Source organism: Serpentinimonas sp. SSL01, from assembly GCF_056323735.1.
Window position 1 is genome coordinate 759,714 of sequence record NZ_CM150487.1, and the last position, 20,493, is coordinate 780,206.

A 20,493-nucleotide genomic window follows, 5' to 3' on the forward strand; every position below is an offset into this window, starting at 1 on the left:
TCATTGGTAAAGGGCCGTCTGCAGGCGCGAGACGGCTTCCTTGAAGGGTTTTATGCCGCCGAAATGCCGGGTGGCGATTTCGGAGGGGCTGCCGAAGCGGTCGAAGGGTTGCACCTTCATCAGCTCGGACAGAGCGTTGAACTGGACGATGCCGCGCTCGATGTACTTGTCGAGCAGCAGTGTGAGGATTTCGCGGGCTGAATCGCCGTATTGGCCAAACAGATCCTGCGCTGCCTTTCTGGCCTGTTCCGCGCGTTGGCGGCGGGTGAGCAGCGGCGCATTCCATGCCAGATGACACAACAGATCGAAGGGGTCGGCGTCGGGCTGGTCGGCGCTGGCCGCCAGCTCCTCGAAGCTGATGCCGCGCTCGGTCAGCTCACGCAGCACCTCGGCTCGGGTGTCGGGGTTGGCCCAGGCCGATTGCAGCGCATCGCGGGTCGGGTACAGGGTCCGAACGGTGCGGCCCGAGTACTCGGTGTACTTGACTACTTGTAGCTTCTTGCCGTCGGTGTCGAGGTCGTAGACCAGATGACCGATCACCTCGACGTCGCCACCGTCGACGTAGAACTTGCGCGGCTCCTCCGGCGGTTCGGTGATGATCTCACCCTGGCCTGCGTCGGTTTCCGTGGTGTCTACGATGTAGTCGGCCGGCGGCTCTTCGACGCCGGGTGGCGTTTCGATGACCGACTCGATGGTTTCGCCGGCATCATCAATGGTCACTTCCTCGATGCGCGCGGGATCGCCATCGAAATCCGGATCGGCAAAGTGCCGGGTGGCAGTGCCGGTGAAGTCGATGATGTTGAAGTACTCCTTGCCGTAGTCGACCTTCAGCCGTGTGCCGCGCCCGATGATCTGCTTGAACTCGGAACGGGAGCCGACCACGCGCGCCAACACCACGTTCTTTACCATCTCGGCGTCGACGCCGGTGGTCAGCAATTGCGAGGTGGTCAGGATCACCGGCGTGGGTTTGTCCACGTCCTGAAAGTGCGCGAGATGGGTCAGGCCAATGGCGCCTTCGTCGGCGGTGACGCGGCAGACGTAGTCGGGGTATTGCTTGACCAGATCGCTGTTGAGGTTGACCAGCTCCTGGCGCATTTCGGCTGCGTGCTCCTGATCGACGCAGAACACGATGGTCTTGGCGAAGCGGTCGGTGCCCTTGAGGAAGTCGGCAAGGTGCTTGGCAATGGCCTTGGTGCGCGCACGCAGTGCGATGACGCGCTCGAAATCCTTGGTCTGGTACTCGTCGTCCGGCACCGGGCGGCCGAAGCGGTCGAGCTCGTCCTTGGACGGACGCCAGCCGGCGGCATCCACCGTGGTGATGACGCGATGCACGCGATAAGGCGCGAGAAAGCCATCCTCGATGCCCTGGCGCAGGCTGTAGGTGTAGACCGGATTGCCGAAGTATTCGTAGCTGTCGCGCGACTCCTCACGCAGCGGCGTGGCCGTCATGCCGAACTGCACGGCGGGCGCGAAGTAATCGAGTACCGCACGCCAGTTGCTGTCGTTGCGGCTGGAGCCGCGATGGCATTCGTCGATGATGATCAGATCGAAGAAGTCCGGTCGGTACTGGCGGAACACGTCTTCGTTGGCGGTGGACAGCGCCTGATAGATGCCGAAGTACATGTCCCGGCTCTGGCTCACGTCGCCCCCGGCGATCTTGTGGCGGGCATCGCCAAAGGGCGCGAACATCTTGGCCATCGGGTCATCGACCAGGATGTTGCGATCGGCCAGGAACAGGATCTTCGGTCGCCGGTATTCGCCCGTGCGGTTCCAGCGGCTGTTCCACAACTTCCAGCACAGCTGAAACGCCACGCAGGTCTTGCCGGTGCCGGTGGCCAGCGTGGCGAGCACGCGCTTCTGGCCGAGCAGGATGGCCTCGATCACCCGGTTGATCGCGATCTGCTGGTAGTAGCGCGGCACCTTGCCCGACACCAGGTTGAAGGGTTCGAGCAGGTGGGGTGTGGCCGGATCGGGCAGCGCGGTGGCGGCGCTCAGTCGCTGCCAGAGCTCGGCGGGCGTGGCGAAGCGATCCACCTCACGCTCGGTGCCGGTGGTGTAGTCGATCTCGATGATGCGGTGGCCGTTGGTGGCATAGGCGAACTTCAGGCCGAGGATCTCGGCGTACTCTTTGGCCTGCTGCACCCCGGTTTCCGCCGGTAGCCCCAGTTCTTTCGCTTCCACGACGGCCAGTGGATAGTCGCGCCGGTAGTACAGCAGGTAGTCAGCACGTTTCTGCTTGCCACGGCGCACACGCCCACCGGTGACAATGATGCGGCCATTGGTAAAGGTGCGTTGCTCGCCGATCACGTGCGGCGCATTGCCCCATCCGGCCTCGACGAGCTTGGGTGTGACCAGTTCCCGGCAGGTATCGGCCTCGGTCATGATTTGGGTCGCTGCCGTCATCGAGGCCACCTGTTCTGTTCGTGAGTCATCCCCGCTACGGCATGTTGGGGAGCGGTGTTTGGCGCATCGCTTTGGCTCGGGCATTCAGCGTGAGCCAAAACGAAAAGCCAGGCAGGACAAAGAGTTACGGTTGTGCCCCTGGCTTTTGGTGCAGCGGTTTGGCGCAAGGCGGGCAGATAGACCCGGCTTTGAGCCAAATTACGGAAGGCGGTAGCGTGTGCCATTTTTCACCCCCTCTGCCATCAGCTTGCCGGCCTTCACCAGTTGTTCAATGCCCCGCCGGATGCGCGAGCGCGGGATTTCCAGTCCGATCCGCTCGTGGATGTCACCGATCTTCGATTTGGGGTAGCGACCGACGTCCTCGACGATCAGCGCGGCCAATCGGTGCGGTTCGATGCGCTTGAGCGTGGTGCCACCGACGAAATTGAGGGTGCGCAGCAACCCCGGATCGACGAAATAGCGCGTGGCTTGCGTGCGCCCTGCGCTCTGGATCAGATCCCATTCCAGCAGCCGCTTGATCCACGGTTGCAGCGCCTCGACCGAAGGCAGCTCCAACACGGCGGCCAGTTCGCGGGCGGTCATGGCGTCGTGCTGCGCCAGCAGGCCCAGGGCGATGCGCTCGCGCTGGGTAAGCTGGTAGGTCTGGTCCGCCTTGGCAATGAAGTCGATGACTTCGGGCTTGAGGATGCGGCGGCGTACCGTGACCTGGACGCGGTCGTGAGTTTCGATCAGCTCCGGCGCCGGACGGCCTTGCGACAGCAGCACCTCGAAGATCTTGTCGAAGCCACTGCCTTCGCGCTCCATCAGCTTCAGGTCATGGAAAAGCCGGGCCAGGTGCTCGTTGCGGCGCACGGTGGTGTGCAGCACGTTCTGCGGAGTCACGCCCAGCGGCAGCGGACCCGGGTTGACCACTTCCAGCCGGTCCGGGTGCAGATTCAGGAAGACGTCGCCGCGCTGGGTGTAGGGGCGATGCACCAGCGCGTTGACCAGAAGCTCGCGTACCACCACCTCGTCGAAGGCGGGCACGTTCTGGCGGTACAGGCCATCCGGCAATTCGTAGCGCTCGCGAAAGTCGGGCACCTCCACCCAGACGGCCTCGATCAGTTCCATCGGATTCAAGGTGTGGTCGTCCCACACCAGCTTGTTGACCTTCTGGCCGTGCTCGTCGTACTTGATGAACTGGATCACCGGGGCGGTGGTCAGCTGCGCACGCTGATGCTGCTGTCCCAGACAAAGGATGCCCAGGTGGGTCAGGTAGCCACCTTGTGCGAGCTGGTAGTGGTCGAGCAGCTCGTCATCGGACTTTTCCTTGACGGACGGCTTGACTCGGTCCGATCCCCTCAGTGCATTCACCAGCTTGCCGAGCTTGTCCGGGGCGGCTGCTGATCTGGGCACCTGCAGTGTGGTCTGGGTTTCCCACGGCAGCGCCGCACGCTCCGCCGCCAACCGGAGCACATCGTCACCCGTGACAGGTTTGCTCTGGTCGGCCACGCGCAGGTAGTAGCGGCCGTCGGTGGTCGATGCCACCGCGATGGCCCGGGGAATGGCAAGGTTGATGTACTGCCCGCCATTGGCTGCAGTAATCACATCCGGAAGCACGGCCACGTTGACGCAGCGCTCGGCAATCTTGCGCCGGATGGTGTCCGGAAGATCGGCGGGAATCTGTTGGCCTGTGGGTGGCGCGTCCTGACCGTCCTCGATGCCGAGCAACAGACGACCGCCCGTCGCGTTGGCGAAGGCGATGCAATCCTTGAACAGCTCGTTCCAGTCGGCGCTTTTGCCGAACACGGACCGCAAGGATTTTTGGTCGAGGAGTTGGCCTTCTTGGCTCAAACGGCGTACTCCTGCAGGCTTCTATTCATTGTTTTTCTCCATCAATCCAGCACGATCAAGAATTCGGTGGCCAGTGCCTCCGGACGCACGGCTCGGGTGTCCGAACTGCGGTGCATCTTGACCAGGCCGTGGCGCTCCAGGTGACGTAGGGTGCGCGAAAGGTTGCTGGCTGCGCGGCCTGACCACTCGGCCAACTCCAGCACCGTGCGCGGTTGCCGCTCCTGCATCAGGCGCAGCAGCGCGCGGTTTTCGTCCGACAGCAGGCTGGCCAACTGCCGCCAGGAATCGAACCAGACGGTGGGCGTGGGGCCGTTGGCGTCATCGACTGCCCGACGACCGGATTTGGTCGGACGGATGCCAATCACTGTGCGCATGCTTCGATTCCCCCGATGTGGTTTCGGGATGCTATCAGATGCGGATAGTATCTGTCGCTAGCAGTGATCTTCTGGGCGTACGGGAAATGGGGTAACAGCCGTTGCCATTGCCCCATTGGCTACAGGATTACCCTGTTCGCCTTTGGAGCGGGTCGAGGCGGGCGGGTGCAAACCGCAAACCCTGCAAACCTCGGTTTGCACCCTGACGGTGGACGAGCAGCGCGCTCGCGCCCCCCGTATACGAATCCGGCCAGGAAGGACCCGTGCCGTCTCCTCGGTGCACCGTTCCCATGCCCGACCAGCCAGTGGAATCGAGGGAGGTGAGCATTCCCGATGCTCACCCTCTCTCTTTAGAGAGGAAACCCCGGGAACCGGGAAAGTGGCGTCGTTGCTGGGTTTGCGCGTTCCCACCCCCATCCGGGAACGATTCTGCCCGGGAACGCTGGAAACCCGTGCCAGGCTTGGGTTTGGCGTTCCCGCCCGGCCCTGCATTCCCGGTCGGGAACCGGGAAACCGGGAAACCGGGAACGGACGGTTGCGCCGGGAATGCTCACGTCTGATCCCGCTGGCCCGCAGCCGATCGCTTCAGGTGCCCGGTGACGAAGGCGGCCTCGCCGCTGGCCATGGGGCCATCGGGCACGTCCAGCCACTTCACCAGCTTCGAGCCATCAACCATGGCCATGACCAGCTCCTCCCGGTCGAGCAGTGTGCCCACCCATTCAGCCAGCCGGTGCTTGCCGATGGCGTGGAAGGCTTCGGGCAGTTCATGGCGACGCTCGTAGACGCCGTTGCCGCCGGTCTTGGTGTAGGGCTTACCCTCGGCGGCGGCCCGCGCGATGGCGGCCTTCAGGTCCGGCAGCAGATCCACGTCGGTCTGGCGGGCGCGGACCAGGGCGTCGCTGCGATCCACCAGCAGGCCACGGCTGTCGCGCAGGAAGGTGGTCACCCGCAGATTCGCGCGGCCATTGGCCTTGACCACGCCACCCATCACCACCCGGCCGCGCTCGAAGGGTTCGCCCAGCGCCTTGCAGATCGCCTTGGCCTGATCCTCCTTCGGGTTCCACAGCGCGTAGACCGAGCGCACCCCATCCACCAGGCCGCCGGTGCCTCGGATCGCTTCGCGGGCCTGCTCCGGTGTGGATGCCTCGCGCTTGGCGAAGTGGTGCGAGACGATCACCGAGGCACCGGTGCTGGCCGCCAGTGCGGCGAGCCGCGAGCAGACGAACTGGGCGTTCTCCGGCACATTCAGATCCAGTGCGCACAGCGGCTGCAGGGGATCGAGGATGATCAGACTCAGGCCGGCCAGGGTGGTCAGTTGATGTTCCAAAGCCAGCCACGCCGGCGTGGTCGCTGGTCCTCGTGTGGCCGGATCGGGCGCGAACAGCGGCACGGCGCCGCCGGCATCGGGCAGCGGCAGCACGTAGAGCCGGTCGGGGATCGGTCCCAGCGCGTTCAGGCGATTGTGGACCTCGATGGCGTCGTCCTCGGCGGTGACATAGATCGCCACGCCCTGGCCGGCGAGCGCGCCACCGAACAGCGTGGGCGCATTAGCCCAGACACCATCGAAGGCGGCGACCTCGCGGGCCAGTGCCAGCAGCAGGAAGGATTTGCCGACACCGCCACCGGCCGCCACCAGCGCGGCCTGGGCGAGCGGAAACACACCTTCGATCAGCCAGCGCCGGGGCTGCGGGTCGCTGGTGAAGCGTTCGCAGGCAAGCCATTGCGTGATGTCGAAGTACCGTTCGACCTTGCAGCTGGATAGAGGCGTGGCGCTGGCCAACAGGGCTTGAATATCGCTGCCGTCCGCCACGGCATCGGCGGCGTCCCACTTCTTGGGCTTGTCTGCTGGCACGTGGATGCGCCGCACATTGGCGCCGATGCTCAACAACTTCGGGATCACGGTATCGGCGTACCTGGCGCCGGCCTCGTCGTGATCTGGCCAGACGATGACGGTCTTGCCAGCCAGCGGGAACCAGTCGGTCTTGTTGATAGCCGTCGCGGCGCCACCCATCGCAGTCGTGGCGACGATGCCAGTCTGCATCAGCGCGTCCGCGCACTTCTCGCCCTCGACCAGTACGACGGTATCGGCACCGGCGACAGCCGGCAGGTTGTAGAGCGGGCGCGGGTCAGGCATGCGCATCGCGCGGGAGGCGACATCCCAAGGTCGGTACTGCTTGCCCTCGGGCGTGTCGTAGCGGTACACGCAGGCCAGCAGTTCACCGTCGGCGCTGCGGTAGTCCCACTTCGCTGTGTGCGGGCCGAGCGTGTCATGAGCGGCGGACGACTTGGCCGGCGCCGGGGTGAACGAGCCCGGCACCACCAGCCAATCATCGACGTCATCCAGCAGTTCCCCGAAGTCGCGCGGCACCGCGAAACCCCGCACCGCTGCCCACAGCGCCAGCACGTCGCCGGATTCGCCGGTGGCGAAGTCGATCCACACCCCGCGCTTCGGGCCTTCGAGTTCGATCACCAGGCTGTCGCCGGCATCGCCCTGCACGTTGCCGACCACGAAGCGCGTGCCTTGGCGTTTGCCGTTCGGGAACAGATAGAGCAGCACGGCTTCGAGCTGATCGAGCAGCCGGGCACGCAGATCGTCCTTGTCGTGGCGCCGCTCGATCCGGTCGGGCGCGTCGTTGAAGTCGAAGAAGGGATGGAGCGGGATGGTGGTCGTGTCGATTGCGGTCGTGCTCATTGGGTGTGCTCACCTTCGAGCCGTGCCTTGAACCAGTCGCCGTTGGCGCGCACGCAGTAGTAGGAACGCCCCGGCCCGACATGCTGGGTGTCGGGCACGATCCAGATTTCCTCGTCAGCGTCATAGCGCCAGCTGCCGGGGCCGAACATCTTGTCGAGCACTGGCTCGATGCCATGCCGGGCGATGTGGGCGCGCAGTTGCCGCGTCATGCGTTCGCGCTCTCGGCGCTGCTGGCGGTTCATCATGCCCACACCTCGCGAGGCCGATCGCCTGCCGTGCAGCTACGGGTGCGCTCGCGTTCGTGTGCTTTGATCTCGGCCAGGCTGTAGAGCACGCGGCTGCCGAGTTTCAGGAACGCGGGGCCGGTGCCGAGCATCCGCCAGCGTTCGAGAGTTTTTTCAGACAAGCCCCAGCGAGCGGCGAGCTGGCGTGGGCTGAGCAGTTCGGTGGATGGCAGGGTGACGTTCATGGTGTGACTCCCGTTCGGTGAGCGGTGCCCCCAGCGGCCCTCACTGGGGCTCGGTGACACCTGATGAACGGGATTCTTCGCGGTGTTCGCCGGTGCGGCAATGACGCGCGGGGCGCTGAACTCCGCACCCGTGCTCATGCGTTCGATGCGCCTCGAGCTTCGACGCCATTTCATGTCCGGGCGCGCGGCAGTACGCATCCACCCGCATCCGTCATCGACGGACCGCGTTCGCCCGCTGCGCGCTGATCGACCAAACCAGTCTCTGACAGCGACCATTTCGACAGTGCGAAACGGTCGCTGCGACGTGGTGTTGTGGCGATGCCAACCCCAGGAGCCCGCCCATGAAATCGAACCCCTCACGCCGTCAGGCATCCACCAGTTACCTCGACACCCTGCGCAGCGAATTCGACGCATTGACCCAGCAGTTGCAAGAAGCAGAAGCTGCCGCCAACACCGCACAGGAGGAAGCCGATGCCAAACGCCGTGCCTATCACGAACTCGAACAGCGTTCGAACTCCACACACTGGTCGGTGATCGAGCAGCGCCTTTTCCGCGAGAAGAACCAGCTCGAAGCCGTCGCCCGGCAACTCCAGCAGGATCTGGTGCCGCTGCGTGAAGAGCACGCCCGTCTGAAATGGAAAGTCCAGGCGCCCGCCCAGCTGGAGGCAGCGCGCGTCGAGATGGCGGCGCTGACCGACCGGCGCACGGCGCTGGCCCAGGAGATCAGCAAGGCCAGGACGCTGCAGACGCAGCTCGATGCCCGCATCGAGTCTGTCGAGCAGCAGATCGCCCGAGACACTCAGACCACCGCCAACCGTCTGATCGATGCTGGTGAGCTGACCGCACTCCCGGCGGCGCTGGCCTCATTGCACGCGGAACTGACTGCCACCCGCCACACCCGCGACGAAGTGGCACGGCGCATCGAGACCCTGCACAGCGAGCATGATGCCTTGCCCGATCAAATCCGTCTGGCGCGGGACAGCTATCGGGGCGCCCAGGCCATGGTGGCCGAGATCGAACTGCAGGAGCAGTTGCCGGCTTTCATCGGCGTCATCGCCCGGGCGGCGGTGGCGCGGCATCGGGCGGGGTTCACGCGGGAGCAGGGGCGGTACGAGATCGAGATCCCCGTGGAGGCCCTCGAGGCGGCCAGTACCGCGCTGGATGCTGATTTGTCGGCCCGCTGAGAGGGGTTTCACCTTGGCTTCTGCCCGCCACAGCGCGTTCATCGACCTGTCTCAACCACAGGAGTAAACCGATGACCGATACCGCAATGAAAGACAGCATCAGCGCGCAGGTGGCGGCGCTGCCTGGCCTGCCCATGAAAGACCTCTGGGCGCTGTGGGACGCGCACTTCCCGCGCCGTCCCGCCCACACCAACCGCCACTACGTGGAATCGCGTCTGGCCTACCGGCTGCAGGAGCAGGCCTACGGGCCGCTGCCGGCAGGCGTGCGCCGCTATCTGGTGGAGCGCGGCGCACAGTTCTCGAAGATCAAGCAGGCCGGGCGCGGCACCGAATGCCATCTGATGCCGGGCACGGTGCTGGTGCGCGAATGGGATGAGCGCGAGTACCGGGTGACCGTGACCGCAGACGGTCTCTACGAACTCAACGGCCAGCGCTTCAAAAGCCTGTCGGCGGCGGCGCGCCACATCACCGGCACGCAGTGGTCGGGGCCGAAGTTCTTTGGGCTCAAGCCCGGGAAGGGAGGCAAACGATGAGCACCGCCATCCTGGCCTCACCCAAGCGCTGCGCGGTGTATTGCCGCGTCTCCAGCGACGAACGCCTCGACCAGTCCTTCAACTCCATCGACGCGCAGAAGGAAGCCGGCCGCGCCTTCATCAAGAGCCAGACCCACGAGGGCTGGATCGCGGTGGCGGACGACTACGACGACGGTGGCTTCTCCGGCGGCAACATGGAGCGCCCCGCGCTGAAACGACTGATGACCGACATCGAAGCCGGCTGCATCGACATCGTGGTGGTCTACAAGATCGACCGGCTCAGCCGCTCACTGGCCGACTTCGCGCGCATGGTGGAAGTGTTCGACCGCTGCGGCGTGAGCTTCAGCGCCGTCACCCAGCAGATCAATTCAGCCACCTCGATGGGACGGCTGATGCTGAACGTGCTGCTGTCCTTTGCCCAGTTCGAGCGCGAGGTGACCGGCGAGCGCATCCGCGACAAGATCGCCGCCAGCAAGGCCAAGGGTATGTGGATGGGTGGCCCGCTGCCGCTGGGCTACGACGTGCAGAACCGCCTGCTTGTCGTCAATGAGGCCGAGGCTGCCGTAGTGCGGCGGATCTTTGCGGACTTCGCCCGCGATCGCTCGACCACCCACATGGTGCGAAACTACGCGGCCGAGGGCATCCGCACCAAGACGGGCCGCACCTTCTGCAAGCAGTCGATCTACAAGCTGCTGCACAACCGCATGTACCTCGGCGAGATCGTCCACAAGGGCCGCTACTACCCCGGCCAGCACCCGCCGATCCTGACCAGCGCCCAGTGGCAGACCGCGCACGATGTTCTGGCCCAGACCGCCGAGGAACGGCGCGCGGCGGTCGCCACGGACGGGCGGGGGTTGCCGCTGCTGCGCGGATTGATCTTTACCACCAGCGGCGAGCGGCTGATCCCGACCCGCACGACCAAGAAGGGCCAGTGCTACCGCTACTACACCCCGAGCAAGGATCGGCACTTCGGGGCGGGCGCCTCCGACTTCGGTAGCCTGCCTGCCGAGCCCATCGAGGCCTTGGTGGTAGAACAGATCTGCCAGGTATTGCGGGCGCCAGAGAGCGTGCAAGCGGTGTGGGACCGGGTACGCGAAAGCGGCCTCGATCTCGACCAGGCACGGGTGGTGGTGCCAATGCGCCAGCTCGCCGCCGTATGGCCCTCGCTGTTTCCGGCCGAGCAGCGGCGCTTGGCACAGCTGCTGATTGAGCGGGTGCTGATCGGCGACGACGGGCTGGAGATCCTTTGGCGCGACGCCGGCTGGGTGGAACTCATCGACGAACTGCGCCCCGGCAGCATCGGCGCGGAACTTGCGGAAGTGGAGATGACGGTATGACGCGGATACGGCAATCGGGCGAGGCCACCGTGCTGCAGCGCATGGACGGCGGTGCCTTGAAACTCTCGACTTTCATTCCGTTGCAGATCCGCAAGCGCGGCGTGCGCAAGGTGATGATCCGCCCGGACGGGGAGAGCACCAGTCCGACCGCACGCGGCCAGTTCGACAGCCCGATGCTGGTGGCGCTGGCACGGGCCTTCTACTGGCAGCAGTTGCTCGATGACGGCGTGGTCGCCAGCGGCACCGAGATCGCCCAGCGCGAAGGCCTGCATCACTCGACGGTGAACGAACTGCTGCGCCTGACCCTGCTGGAGCCTGCCATCATCCAGGCCATCCTGGCCGGCACGCAGCCGCGCTGCATGAGCCTGATCTGGTTCCAGCGCAACCCGTTGCCGCTGGACTGGATCGAGCAGCGGCGGGTGGTCGACGGGTTCGATGCATAGCGGTTTGTCGACCGATTGGTGACCATGGTTGACCACAGAAAGGCCGCGCCAAGTCCCTGTAATTGCAGGGCTCGGCCTCGCGACTACCCGCAGGGCAAACGGAGAAAAGAGACTGGGCTGGCCGGGAAACGGGCCGATTCGGCACATCCGAAGGGGATGGCACCCGCAGGGCAAACCCTCGGAACCCCGCGCCACGCGGGGATAGCAGGCAAGAAAAAGGGCCCGGAGATTATCCGAGCCCTTCAATTTGGTGGAGCTGGGCGGGATCGAACCGCCGTCCGCAAGCCATCTGTGTGCAGTTCTACATGTGTAGTCGTCTGATTTGGGTCTCGCTAGGTGTGCCGCGCAGCGACACGCTGCACACCCTGCCAGCAACCTTGAGTCTTACCAGTGCGCAAGTTGCCCGCGCGCTGGCCAGCCGATGTAGATTACCTTGCAGCCGGGACGCCAACGGTATTGCTACCGCTGCCGCCCTTGCCCAGCCCATTGGCCAACTGTTGCAAGGCTCGCCGGGTTAAGCGGCGAGTGCGAAACGTTCGTCGTTTGCAGTTACTTTTTTTCTGCTGATTAACGAGGTGACAGAACCTCGACATGCCCTGCAGCGCATCCGTTCCCACGTCGAAACCAATGCAGCCCCAGTCCGGGTTAGTGTACACCCGATTGCAAAAAGTTCAACAGTTCGAGCGGGGCATGGATGGCGGCGTCGGCCCCCCAAGTGTGGGGGTCGTCGGCGTGGCCGATGTAGCCGTACAGCGCGGCCACCGTGGCCATGCCGGCGGCGCGGCCGGCTTCGATGTCGCGCCGGTCGTCGCCCACATAGATGCAGTGCGCGGGGGCGCAGCCCAGCCGGCGCGCCGCCTCCAGCAGCGGGGCCGGGTGCGGTTTGGGGTGCGCCGTGGTGTCGCCACCGATAACCGTGCCGGCGCTGGCAAACAGCGGCAGCGCGGCGGTAATGGGCAGGGCGAAGCGCTCGATTTTGTTGGTGACCACGGCCCAGGCCATGCCGTATTGGAGCAGCGCGGCGACTGTTTCGTTCACTTGCTCAAAGGCTTGGGTGCGCTGGTGCATGCAGCCTTGGTAGGTGTCGAAGAACTCGTGTTTGAGCGCATCGAATTCGGGGTGTTCGGGGCCCAAGCCGAGCGCGGCGTGGATCAGCCCGCGCGCCCCGGCGCCGACGGCCGGGCGGTAGTGGGCCAGCGGCAGCGGCTCTAGGCCGCGCGTGCGGCGCAGTTGGTCGGCGGCCCAGGCCAGGTCGGGCGCGCTGTCGATCAGGGTGCCGTCGAGGTCGAACAGCACCGCGCGTACATGGGCAAATTTCATGCGGCGGGTTTTATGCGAATGGTTTTTGGGTGGCCACGAGGTAGTTGACGCTGGTGTCGGCGTCGAGCCAGTAGCGGCGCGTGAGCGGGTTGTACTGCAAGCCGCGCATGCCTTGCGCTTGCAGGCCGGCGGCGCGACAGTGGCCCACCAGTTCGCTGGGGCGGATGAATTTGGCGTATTCGTGCGTGCCTTTGGGCAGCAGCTTGAGCACGTATTCGGCACCGATGATGGCAAACACGAACGACTTGGGGTTGCGGTTGAGGGTGGAAAAAAACACCCAGCCGCCGGGCTTAACCAAGGCCGCGCAGGCTTGCACCACCGAGGCCGGGTCGGGCACGTGCTCGAGCATTTCCATGCAGGTGACCACGTCGTAGTGCGCGGGCTGCTCTTGCGCCAGTTGTTCGGCGCTGACTTCGCGGTAGCTGACGCGCGGGGTTTCGGCCTCGAGCGCGTGCAGCTGCGCCACCTTGAGCGCTTTGCTGGCCAAATCGATGCCCAGCACCTGGGCGCCCTTGCGTGCCATGGCGTCGGCCAAGATGCCGCCGCCGCAGCCCACATCGAGCACGGTTTTGCCGCTCAAGGGGACGAGGGTTTCGATCCAGCCCAAGCGCAGGGGGTTGATCTGGTGCAGCGGGCGGAATTCGCTCTCGGGGTCCCACCAGCGGTGCGCGAGCTCGGAGAATTTGGCCAGTTCGGCCGGGTCGGCGTTGAGGGGTTTGTCCATGGCCGGATTATGGCTGGGCTTGCAGGTGCATACAAAATTACGCGCAGGTGCGCGTGCAGCGAGCATCGCGTTTAAAGGGCGCAATGCTGCCCCATAAAAAAACCGCCCCGAAGGGCGGTTTCGAGCCGTCTGGGCTAGGCCCAGCAGGATCAGTTGCGGCGCGTGCCCACCACCTCGATCTCGACGCGGCGGTTTTGTGCGCGGCCTTCGCGGGTGCGGTTGTCGGCCACCGGCTGGGTTTCGCCCTTGCCTTCGGTGTAAACGCGGTCGGCGCTGATGCCTTTGCTCACCAAGTAGGCCTTGACGGCTTCGGCGCGGCGCTCGGATAGGCCTTGGTTGTAGGCAGCCGAACCTACGGAGTCGGTGTGACCCACGGCGATGATGACCTCGAGGTTGATCGGGGCGATTTTTTCGACCAGGTCATCGAGGCGGGCACGGCCTTCGGGTTGCAGCACGGCGCTGTCGAAGGGGAAGAAGGCGTCGGCCGAGAAGGTGACGCGTGCAGCGGCGACTGGGGCCGGAGCGGGTGCTGGGGCCGGGGCGGCTGCCGGAGCCGGAGCGGGTGCCGGAGCCGGAGCGGGTGCGGGGGCCGGAGCGGGCGCAGGAGCCGGAACTGGTTGTGGCACGATAAAGCCATCGCAGCCCGGGGCAGCCGTGGCCGGGGTCCAGCTGGCGTTGCGCCAGCACAGGCGGTCGGCGCTGCGCCAGACGGAGCCGTCGGTGGCGCGCCAGTTGTCGATCGTGGCGGTGGCGGGGGCGCCGTGGTTGTGTGCGTGGGCTGGCAAGGCGGCAACGGCGGTCAGGGCAACTGCGGCAAACAATGCTGCGATTTTGTTCAGTTTTTTCATTGCATTCCTCTTTAAAAGCGGGTGGACTGAGATTCAACCGAAGCACGAAGCCTCGCCCGAAGGTGTACACATTGTGCCACAAGCGAATCGAGTGGCGAATCTGATTGTGCGCGAGACAGATGCTGCGCCGGTGCCGTAGATGTCACCAATGTTGCATGGCAGCAACATGGCTAGGGTTTGACCTAGGTTCTTGGGCTGCACGGGCCAAGTCTGAAAGCTTGGCCGGGGTTTAAGACGACGCGCCAGCGCCAGCGCCTAAAATCGCGGATTGCCTTCCCGTTGCCAACCCTGCCGCGCCATGACCTCGTTTGCCAAAGAAACCCTGCCCATCAGCCTCGAAGAGGAGATGCGGCGCAGCTACCTCGACTACGCCATGAGCGTGATCGTGGGTCGAGCCCTGCCCGATGCGCGCGACGGCCTGAAACCGGTGCACCGGCGCGTGCTGTTTGCCATGCACGAGCTGGGCAACGACTGGAACCGGCCCTACAAAAAATCGGCGCGCATCGTCGGTGACGTGATCGGTAAGTACCACCCGCACGGCGACAGCGCGGTCTATGACACCATTGTGCGCATGGCGCAGGACTTTTCGCTGCGCCACCTGCTGGTCGATGGCCAGGGCAACTTCGGTTCGGTCGATGGCGACAACGCGGCCGCCATGCGCTACACCGAAATCCGCCTGTCCAAGATCGCGCACGAGATGCTGGCCGACATCGACCAAGAGACGGTGAACTTCGGCCCCAACTACGACGGCAGCGAAAAAGAGCCGCTGGTGCTGCCGGCGCGCCTGCCCAATCTGTTGGTCAACGGCTCGACCGGCATCGCCGTGGGCATGGCGACCAACATCCCGCCGCACAACCTCAACGAAGTCGTCGATGCCTGCCTGCACCTGCTGCGCCACCCCGAGGCCAGCGTCGATGACTTGATGGAGATCATCCCGGCGCCCGACTTCCCCACCGCCGGCATCATCTACGGCGTGCATGGCGTGCGCGAGGGCTACCGCACCGGCCGCGGGCGGCTGGTGATGCGCGCCAAATGCCACTTCGAGGACATCGACCGCGGCCAGCGCCAAGCCATCGTGGTCGATGAGCTGCCGTATCAGGTCAACAAAAAGACGCTGCAAGAGCGCATGGCCGAGTTGGTGCACGAGAAAAAAATCGAGGGCATCAGCCACATCCAAGACGAGAGCGACAAATCCGGCATGCGGCTGGTGATCGAGCTCAAGCGCGGCGAAGTGCCCGAGGTGGTGCTCAACAACCTGTACAAACAGACCCAGCTGCAAGACACCTTTGGCATCAACATGGTGGCCCTGATCGACGGCCAGCCCAAGTTGTGCAACCTCAAGGATTTGATCGAGGTCTTTTTGCAGCACCGGCGCGAGGTGGTGACGCGGCGCACGGTGTTTAAGCTGCGCAAAGCGCGCGAGCGCGGCCATGTGCTCGAGGGGCTGGCGGTGGCGCTGGCCAATATCGACGAGTTCATCCGCATCATCCGCGAGTCGGCCACGCCGTCGATCGCACGCACCGAACTGATGGCGCGGCGCTGGGACAGCGCGCTGGTGCACCAGATGCTCACGCGCACGCGCGCCGACGGCAGCAGCGTCAACGCCGACGACTACCGGCCGGATGCGCTGGAGCGTGACTTTGGTATGCAGCCCGACGGCCTGTACCGCTTGAGCGAGACCCAGGCGCAAGAGATTTTGCAGATGCGCCTGCAGCGCCTGACCGGGCTGGAGCAAGACAAGATCGTGGCCGAGTACCGCGCCGTGATGGCCGAGATCGACGATTTGCTCAACATTTTGGCCACGCCGCAGCGCGTGTCGGTGATCATCGGCGAGGAGCTGGACGCGATCAAGGCCGAGTTTGGCCAGACCAAGCTGGGCGCGCGCCGCAGCACCATCGAGCACAGCGCCCACGACCTGTCAACCGAAGACCTGATCACCCCGACCGACATGGTGGTCACGCTCAGCCACGGCGGCTACATCAAGAGCCAGCCGCTGAACGAGTACCGGGCGCAAAAGCGCGGCGGGCGCGGCAAGCTGGCCACCGCCACCAAAGAGGACGACTGGATCGACCAGCTGTTCATCGCCAACACGCACGACTGGATTTTGTGCTTTTCCAACCGCGGCCGCCTGTACTGGCTCAAGGTCTGGGAGGTGCCCTCGGGTTCGCGCGGCGCCCGCGGGCGACCGATCGTCAACATGTTCCCGCTGGCCGAGGGCGAAAAGATCAACGTCGCGCTGGCGCTCACCGGGGCCCACCGGCGCTTCCCGGCGGACCAATATGTGTTCATGGCCACCGCCATGGGCACGGTGAAAAAGACGGCGCTGGATGAGTTCTCCAACCCGCGCAAGGCCGGCATCATCGCTGTCGATCTGGACGAGGGCGACTTCCTGATCGGCGCCGCGCTCACCGACGGCCGCCACGACGTGATGCTGTTCTCGGACGGCGGCAAGGCGGTGCGCTTCGACGAAAACGATGTGCGCCCGATGGGCCGCAACGCCCGCGGGGTGCGCGGCATGATGCTCGAAGAAGGCCAGCGCGTGATCGCCATGTTGGTGGCCGAGGCGCCCGACGAAGCGGGCGGCGCGCAAGCCAGCACCACCACCCCGGCGGCGCGCGCCAGCGTGCTGTGCGCCACCGAAAACGGCTACGGCAAGCGCACCGCGATCAGCGAATACACGCGCCACGGCCGCGGCACCAAGGGCATGATCGCCATCCAGCAAAGCGAGCGCAACGGCCGCGTGGTGGCGGCGACGCTGGTGCACCCCGATGACGAGATCATGCTCATCACCGACAGCGGCGTGCTGGTGCGCACCCGGGTGGCCGAAATCCGCGAGATGGGCCGCGCCACCCAGGGCGTGACGCTGATCGCCACCGACGCCGGCGCCAAGCTCAGCGGCTTGCAGCGCGTGGTGGAAAACGACGCCGCCACCGAGCCTGCCGCCGACCCCGAGGCCAGCCCCGACGCCACCCCGGATGCCACCGATCCCGAAGCAAACCCCGACGCCAACCCCAGCGCTTGAGCCGCAGCGCCCACCCTTTAGCCCCCATTGCCCATGAGCCGCCCCTACAACTTTTCCCCCGGCCCGGCCACGCTGCCCGAATCGGTGCTGCAACAGGCCGCCGCCGAAATGCTCGACTGGCACGGCAGCGGCATGAGCGTGATGGAGATGAGCCACCGCGGCCGCGACTACGGCCTCATCATCGAGCAATGCGAGGCCGATTTGCGTGCGTTGCTGGCGATTCCGCCCCACTACCGCGTGCTGTTTTTGCAGGGCGGGGCGCAGGCGCAAAACGCGGTGCTGCCGCTCAATCTGGCCGCGCTCAAGCCGCAGCGGCAGATGGATTACGTGGTCACCGGCAGCTGGAGCCAAAAATCGGCCGAAGAGGCGCTGAAATACGGCGACGCGCAAGTGGTGGCCAAGGCGGACGGTTACACCCACATCCCAAACCCCGCCACTTGGCGGCTGCGCCCGCAGGCCAGCTACGTGCACCTGTGCAGCAACGAGACCGTGCACGGGGTCGAGTTTCACCAGTTGCCCGACTTGCGCGCCCTAGGCAGCGAGGCGCCGCTGGCGATCGATTTTTCTTCGCACGTGCTGTCGCGCCCGCTGGACTGGAGCCGGGTGGCGCTGGCCTACGGCGGGGCGCAAAAAAACATCGGTCCGGCTGGCCTGACGCTGGTGGTGCTGCGCGAAGATCTGCTGGGCCACGCGCTGCCGATCTGCCCGAGCGTGTTCGACTACCGGCTGCAGGCCAACAACCAGTCGATGCTCAACACCCCGCCCACCTACGCCATCTACATCGCCGGCCTGACGCTGCAGTGGATCAAGGCGCAGCGCGAGGGCGATCTGACTGGGCTGGCCGCCGTAGAGGCGCGCAACATCGCCAAGGCCCAGCTGCTCTACGACTGCATCGATGGCTCGCAGCTGTACGAGAACCGGGTCGATCCGGCCTGCCGCTCGCGCATGAACGTGCCGTTTTTCTTGCGCGACGAGTCGCGCAACGCCGCGTTTCTGGCCGGAGCGGCCGAGCGCGGGCTGCTGCAACTAAAGGGCCACAAAATGGTGGGCGGCATGCGCGCCAGCCTCTACAACGCCATGCCGCTGGCAGGCGTGCAAGCGCTGGTGGAGTGGCTGCGCGAGTTTGAGCGCCAGTCATAAACCCCACCGCAGACCACACCCCATGAGCCTGCCTCACCCTGCCTCTTCGAGCGCGGCTGCTTCAGGGCCAGCCGATCCAACAGCCGCCGCGCCTGTTGCTGGCCCGGCAGGTCTGCCAAGCCCGGTCGCTGAAAACCCGGTCGTGCAAACCCCAGCGCTGGCCGACCTGCGGCTGCAGATCGACACGCTCGACGCGCAGCTGTTGGCGCTCTTGAACCAGCGCGCGCGCGTGGCCGAGCAGGTGGGGGCGATCAAGCGCGCCGAGGGTTCGCCTTTTTTCCGCCCAGACCGGGTCGCGCAGGTGATCGAGCGCCTGCAGGCGCGCAACCCCGGCCCGCTGCTAAACCAGCACGTGGGCGCGATCTGGCGCGAGATCATGTCGGCCTGCCTGGCGTTGGAGGCACCGCAGCGGGTGGCGGTGCTGGGGCCGGCGGGCACCTTCAGCGAGCAGGCGGCGGTGGAGTATTTTGGCAGCGCCGCCAACCTGATTTTTTGCAGCAGCTTCGACGAAGTCTTTCACGCCACCGCCGCCGGCACGGCGCAGTTTGGCGTGGTGGCGATCGAAAACAGCACCGAAGGCGTGGTCACGCGCTCGCTCGACTTGTTTTTGCGCTCGCCGGTGCACGTGGTGGGCGAGGTCAGCCTGCTGATCCGCCACAACCTGCTGCGCCAGTGCAACGCGCTCGAGGGCATCGAGGCCGTGCTGGCGCACCCGCAGGCGCTGGCGCAGTGCCAACAATGGCTGACGCGGCACCTGCCGCAGGCCGAGCGGCGCGCGGTCGAGAGCAACGCCGAGGGCGCGCGGCTGGCGGCCGCCAACCCGGCTTGGGCGGCGCTGGCCAGCGAGCGCGCCGCGGCCCAGTTTGGCCTGCACATCGTGGCGCACGCGGTGCAAGACGAAGCCTACAACCGCACCCGTTTTGCCGTGATCTGCCTGCCGCAGACCATGGCCATGCCACCGCCTTCAGGGCGCGACTGCACCAGCCTGGTGCTGTCGGTGCCCAACCGCCCCGGTGCCGTGCACGATCTGCTGGTGCCGCTCAAGCAGCACGGTGTGTCGATGACGCGCTTCGAATCGCGCCCGGCCAAATCGGGCCAGTGGGAGTATTACTTCTACATCGACCTCGCCGGCCACCCTACGCAGCCGAACGTGGCTGCGGCCTTGCAGCAGTTGCAGGGCTTGTGTGCCTTTTACCAACTGCTCGGGGCCTACCCGGTGGCCGATTGAAGGGGGCGGCGGTGATGTTCGAACAACTCGGTCTGATCGGCTGCGGCCTCATGGGCGGCTCTTTTGCGCTGGCGCTCAAGCGCGCCGGCTTGGTGCGGCGCGTGGTGGGCTACAGCAAATCGCCCCTCACCCTGAGCCGGGCGCGGGCGCTGGGCGTGATCGACGTCGAAGCGCCGTCGGCGCTGCTGGCGGTCTCGGGGGCCGACCTGGTGCTGCTGGCGCTGCCGGTGGCGGCGACTGAAGACACCTTCAAGGCCGTTCGCCACCTGCTCGGGGCGCAGGCGCTGCTCATGGACGTGGGCTCGACCAAGGCCGACGTGGTGGCGGCGGCCCGGCGCACCTTGGGCGCGCACTTGCCGCAGTTCGTGCCTGCGCACCCGATCGCCGGCAAAGAGGTGGCCGGGATCGAGCACGCCGACGCCGACCTGTACCGCGGCTGCCAAGTGATCCTGACGCCGCTGCCCGAAACCGCGCCGCAGCAGAGCGCGCGCGCGCAGCAGCTCTGGCAGGCGCTGGGGGCGCAGGTGCGCCTGATGGACGCACAAGACCACGACGCCGCCTACGCCGCCGTGAGCCACTTGCCGCACCTGCTGGCTTTTGCGGCCGTCAATGCGCTCGGGCAGCAGCGCGCCGGCCGCCAGTGGCTGGAGCTGGCCGGCCCCGGGTTTAGGGATTTCAGCCGCATCGCCGCCAGCGACCCGGTGATCTGGCGCGACATTTTGCAGGCCAACGCGGCCGAGGTGCTGGCGCAATCGCGCCAGTTTCGCGCCGCGCTCGACGCGCTCGAAGCGGCCATGCAGCACAGCGACGGCAGCGTCCTGCAAAAGCTGATCGCCCACGCCAGCGCGCTGCGCAGCCAGTGGCAGCCGGCGTCTGGCTGCACACCGCCCGTTGCCCCGAGCACCGCGCCACCGCATCGGCCCTAGGGTGGCGCCACCGCAGG

At 65.9% G+C, this 20,493-nt stretch carries 17 protein-coding genes and 1 other RNA gene; 8 read left to right on the forward strand and 10 right to left on the reverse strand.

Going from position 1 to position 20,493, the window contains the following annotated elements; translation table 11 throughout:
• The 6 genes from hsdR to ACVMK0_RS03715 all read right to left on the reverse strand — a co-directional run bounded on the left by hsdR (position 1) and on the right by ACVMK0_RS03715 (position 7,771).
• A complete protein-coding gene (gene hsdR / locus ACVMK0_RS03690; protein WP_476464344.1) occupies positions 1-2,403 on the reverse strand; it encodes an EcoAI/FtnUII family type I restriction enzme subunit R in 2,403 nt (800 codons plus the stop codon).
• A 198-nt stretch (positions 2,404-2,601) separates the two neighbouring features.
• Positions 2,602-4,236, reverse strand: a complete 1,635-nt coding sequence (locus tag ACVMK0_RS03695) for an ATP-binding protein (RefSeq protein WP_476464345.1) — start codon at positions 4,234-4,236, stop codon at positions 2,602-2,604.
• A gap of 41 nt (positions 4,237-4,277) precedes the next feature.
• Positions 4,278-4,610 (reverse strand): HVO_A0114 family putative DNA-binding protein, encoded by a 333-nt coding sequence (locus ACVMK0_RS03700; protein WP_476464346.1) that lies wholly within the window; start codon positions 4,608-4,610, stop codon positions 4,278-4,280.
• A 550-nt stretch (positions 4,611-5,160) separates the two neighbouring features.
• Positions 5,161-7,302 (reverse strand): AAA family ATPase, encoded by a 2,142-nt coding sequence (locus tag ACVMK0_RS03705; protein ID WP_476464347.1) that lies wholly within the window; start codon positions 7,300-7,302, stop codon positions 5,161-5,163.
• Entirely contained in the window at positions 7,299-7,547 is a 249-nt protein-coding gene (locus ACVMK0_RS03710; protein ID WP_476464348.1) for a hypothetical protein, read from the reverse strand. Before ACVMK0_RS03710 ends, ACVMK0_RS03705 begins: the two co-directional genes overlap by 4 nt.
• On the reverse strand, positions 7,544-7,771 hold the full coding sequence (locus tag ACVMK0_RS03715) for a helix-turn-helix transcriptional regulator (RefSeq protein WP_476464349.1): 228 nt from the start codon (positions 7,769-7,771) through the stop codon (positions 7,544-7,546). The genes ACVMK0_RS03710 and ACVMK0_RS03715 overlap by 4 nt, the downstream gene beginning before the upstream one ends.
• A 341-nt stretch (positions 7,772-8,112) precedes the next feature.
• Here ACVMK0_RS03715 and ACVMK0_RS03720 point away from each other — a divergent pair, with 341 nt between their 5' ends.
• The 4 genes from ACVMK0_RS03720 (at position 8,113) to ACVMK0_RS03735 (ending at position 11,268) form a co-directional block, all read left to right on the forward strand.
• Entirely contained in the window at positions 8,113-8,955 is an 843-nt protein-coding gene (locus tag ACVMK0_RS03720; RefSeq protein WP_476464350.1) for a hypothetical protein, read from the forward strand.
• Between the two features lie 71 nt (positions 8,956-9,026).
• A complete protein-coding gene (locus ACVMK0_RS03725) occupies positions 9,027-9,488 on the forward strand; it encodes a DUF2924 domain-containing protein (RefSeq protein ID WP_476464351.1) in 462 nt (153 codons plus the stop codon).
• Positions 9,485-10,825: a recombinase family protein gene (locus ACVMK0_RS03730; RefSeq protein ID WP_476464352.1), complete on the forward strand. Its 1,341-nt coding sequence runs from the start codon at positions 9,485-9,487 to the stop codon at positions 10,823-10,825. The genes ACVMK0_RS03725 and ACVMK0_RS03730 overlap by 4 nt, the downstream gene beginning before the upstream one ends.
• A complete protein-coding gene (locus ACVMK0_RS03735; RefSeq protein WP_476464353.1) occupies positions 10,822-11,268 on the forward strand; it encodes a hypothetical protein in 447 nt (148 codons plus the stop codon). The genes ACVMK0_RS03730 and ACVMK0_RS03735 overlap by 4 nt, the downstream gene beginning before the upstream one ends.
• A gap of 248 nt (positions 11,269-11,516) precedes the next feature.
• On the opposite strand, the gene ssrA is transcribed toward ACVMK0_RS03735, so the two are convergent.
• The 4 genes from ssrA to ompA all read right to left on the reverse strand — a co-directional run bounded on the left by ssrA (position 11,517) and on the right by ompA (position 14,160).
• Positions 11,517-11,905: a transfer-messenger RNA gene (gene ssrA, locus ACVMK0_RS03740) on the reverse strand.
• Positions 11,906-11,913: 8 nt separating this feature from the next.
• A complete protein-coding gene (locus ACVMK0_RS03745) occupies positions 11,914-12,588 on the reverse strand; it encodes an HAD-IA family hydrolase (protein ID WP_045535133.1) in 675 nt (224 codons plus the stop codon).
• Between the two features lie 10 nt (positions 12,589-12,598).
• A complete protein-coding gene (gene ubiG, locus ACVMK0_RS03750) occupies positions 12,599-13,312 on the reverse strand; it encodes a bifunctional 2-polyprenyl-6-hydroxyphenol methylase/3-demethylubiquinol 3-O-methyltransferase UbiG (RefSeq protein ID WP_250960073.1) in 714 nt (237 codons plus the stop codon).
• 149 nt (positions 13,313-13,461) lie between these two features.
• Positions 13,462-14,160, reverse strand: coding sequence for an outer membrane protein OmpA (gene ompA / locus ACVMK0_RS03755; RefSeq protein WP_476464354.1), 699 nt, complete (start codon positions 14,158-14,160; stop codon positions 13,462-13,464).
• A 298-nt stretch (positions 14,161-14,458) separates the two neighbouring features.
• On the opposite strand from ompA, the gene gyrA reads away from it, so the two are divergent.
• From gyrA to ACVMK0_RS03775, 4 genes are all read left to right on the forward strand, one after another.
• Positions 14,459-17,182, forward strand: a complete 2,724-nt coding sequence (gene gyrA, locus ACVMK0_RS03760) for a DNA gyrase subunit A (protein ID WP_476464355.1) — start codon at positions 14,459-14,461, stop codon at positions 17,180-17,182.
• 33 nt (positions 17,183-17,215) lie between these two features.
• Complete coding sequence (gene serC, locus ACVMK0_RS03765; protein WP_476464356.1) at positions 17,216-18,322, forward strand: 3-phosphoserine/phosphohydroxythreonine transaminase; 1,107 nt, start codon at positions 17,216-17,218, stop codon at positions 18,320-18,322.
• Positions 18,323-18,464: 142 nt separating this feature from the next.
• Complete coding sequence (gene pheA / locus ACVMK0_RS03770; RefSeq protein WP_231851238.1) at positions 18,465-19,550, forward strand: prephenate dehydratase; 1,086 nt, start codon at positions 18,465-18,467, stop codon at positions 19,548-19,550.
• A 14-nt stretch (positions 19,551-19,564) separates the two neighbouring features.
• Complete coding sequence (locus ACVMK0_RS03775) at positions 19,565-20,476, forward strand: prephenate dehydrogenase (RefSeq protein ID WP_476464357.1); 912 nt, start codon at positions 19,565-19,567, stop codon at positions 20,474-20,476.
• Positions 20,477-20,493: the final 17 nt, after the last annotated feature.

What these genes read in the sequence shown, in the direction of transcription:
- ACVMK0_RS03715 (WP_476464349.1), bottom strand. Translation starts at nt 7,771, where the DNA reads ATGAACGTCACCCTGCCATCCACCGAACTGCTCAGCCCACGCCAGCTC.
- ACVMK0_RS03700 (WP_476464346.1), bottom strand. Translation starts at nt 4,610, where the DNA reads ATGCGCACAGTGATTGGCATCCGTCCGACCAAATCCGGTCGTCGGGCA.
- ubiG (WP_250960073.1), bottom strand. Translation starts at nt 13,312, where the DNA reads ATGGACAAACCCCTCAACGCCGACCCGGCCGAACTGGCCAAATTCTCC.
- gyrA (WP_476464355.1), top strand. Translation starts at nt 14,459, where the DNA reads ATGACCTCGTTTGCCAAAGAAACCCTGCCCATCAGCCTCGAAGAGGAG.
- ACVMK0_RS03775 (WP_476464357.1), top strand. Translation starts at nt 19,565, where the DNA reads ATGTTCGAACAACTCGGTCTGATCGGCTGCGGCCTCATGGGCGGCTCT.
- hsdR (WP_476464344.1), bottom strand. Translation starts at nt 2,403, where the DNA reads ATGACGGCAGCGACCCAAATCATGACCGAGGCCGATACCTGCCGGGAA.
- ACVMK0_RS03725 (WP_476464351.1), top strand. Translation starts at nt 9,027, where the DNA reads ATGACCGATACCGCAATGAAAGACAGCATCAGCGCGCAGGTGGCGGCG.
- ACVMK0_RS03705 (WP_476464347.1), bottom strand. Translation starts at nt 7,302, where the DNA reads ATGAGCACGACCGCAATCGACACGACCACCATCCCGCTCCATCCCTTC.
- ACVMK0_RS03735 (WP_476464353.1), top strand. Translation starts at nt 10,822, where the DNA reads ATGACGCGGATACGGCAATCGGGCGAGGCCACCGTGCTGCAGCGCATG.
- ACVMK0_RS03730 (WP_476464352.1), top strand. Translation starts at nt 9,485, where the DNA reads ATGAGCACCGCCATCCTGGCCTCACCCAAGCGCTGCGCGGTGTATTGC.
- ompA (WP_476464354.1), bottom strand. Translation starts at nt 14,160, where the DNA reads ATGAAAAAACTGAACAAAATCGCAGCATTGTTTGCCGCAGTTGCCCTG.
- serC (WP_476464356.1), top strand. Translation starts at nt 17,216, where the DNA reads ATGAGCCGCCCCTACAACTTTTCCCCCGGCCCGGCCACGCTGCCCGAA.
- ACVMK0_RS03720 (WP_476464350.1), top strand. Translation starts at nt 8,113, where the DNA reads ATGAAATCGAACCCCTCACGCCGTCAGGCATCCACCAGTTACCTCGAC.
- ACVMK0_RS03745 (WP_045535133.1), bottom strand. Translation starts at nt 12,588, where the DNA reads ATGAAATTTGCCCATGTACGCGCGGTGCTGTTCGACCTCGACGGCACC.
- ACVMK0_RS03710 (WP_476464348.1), bottom strand. Translation starts at nt 7,547, where the DNA reads ATGATGAACCGCCAGCAGCGCCGAGAGCGCGAACGCATGACGCGGCAA.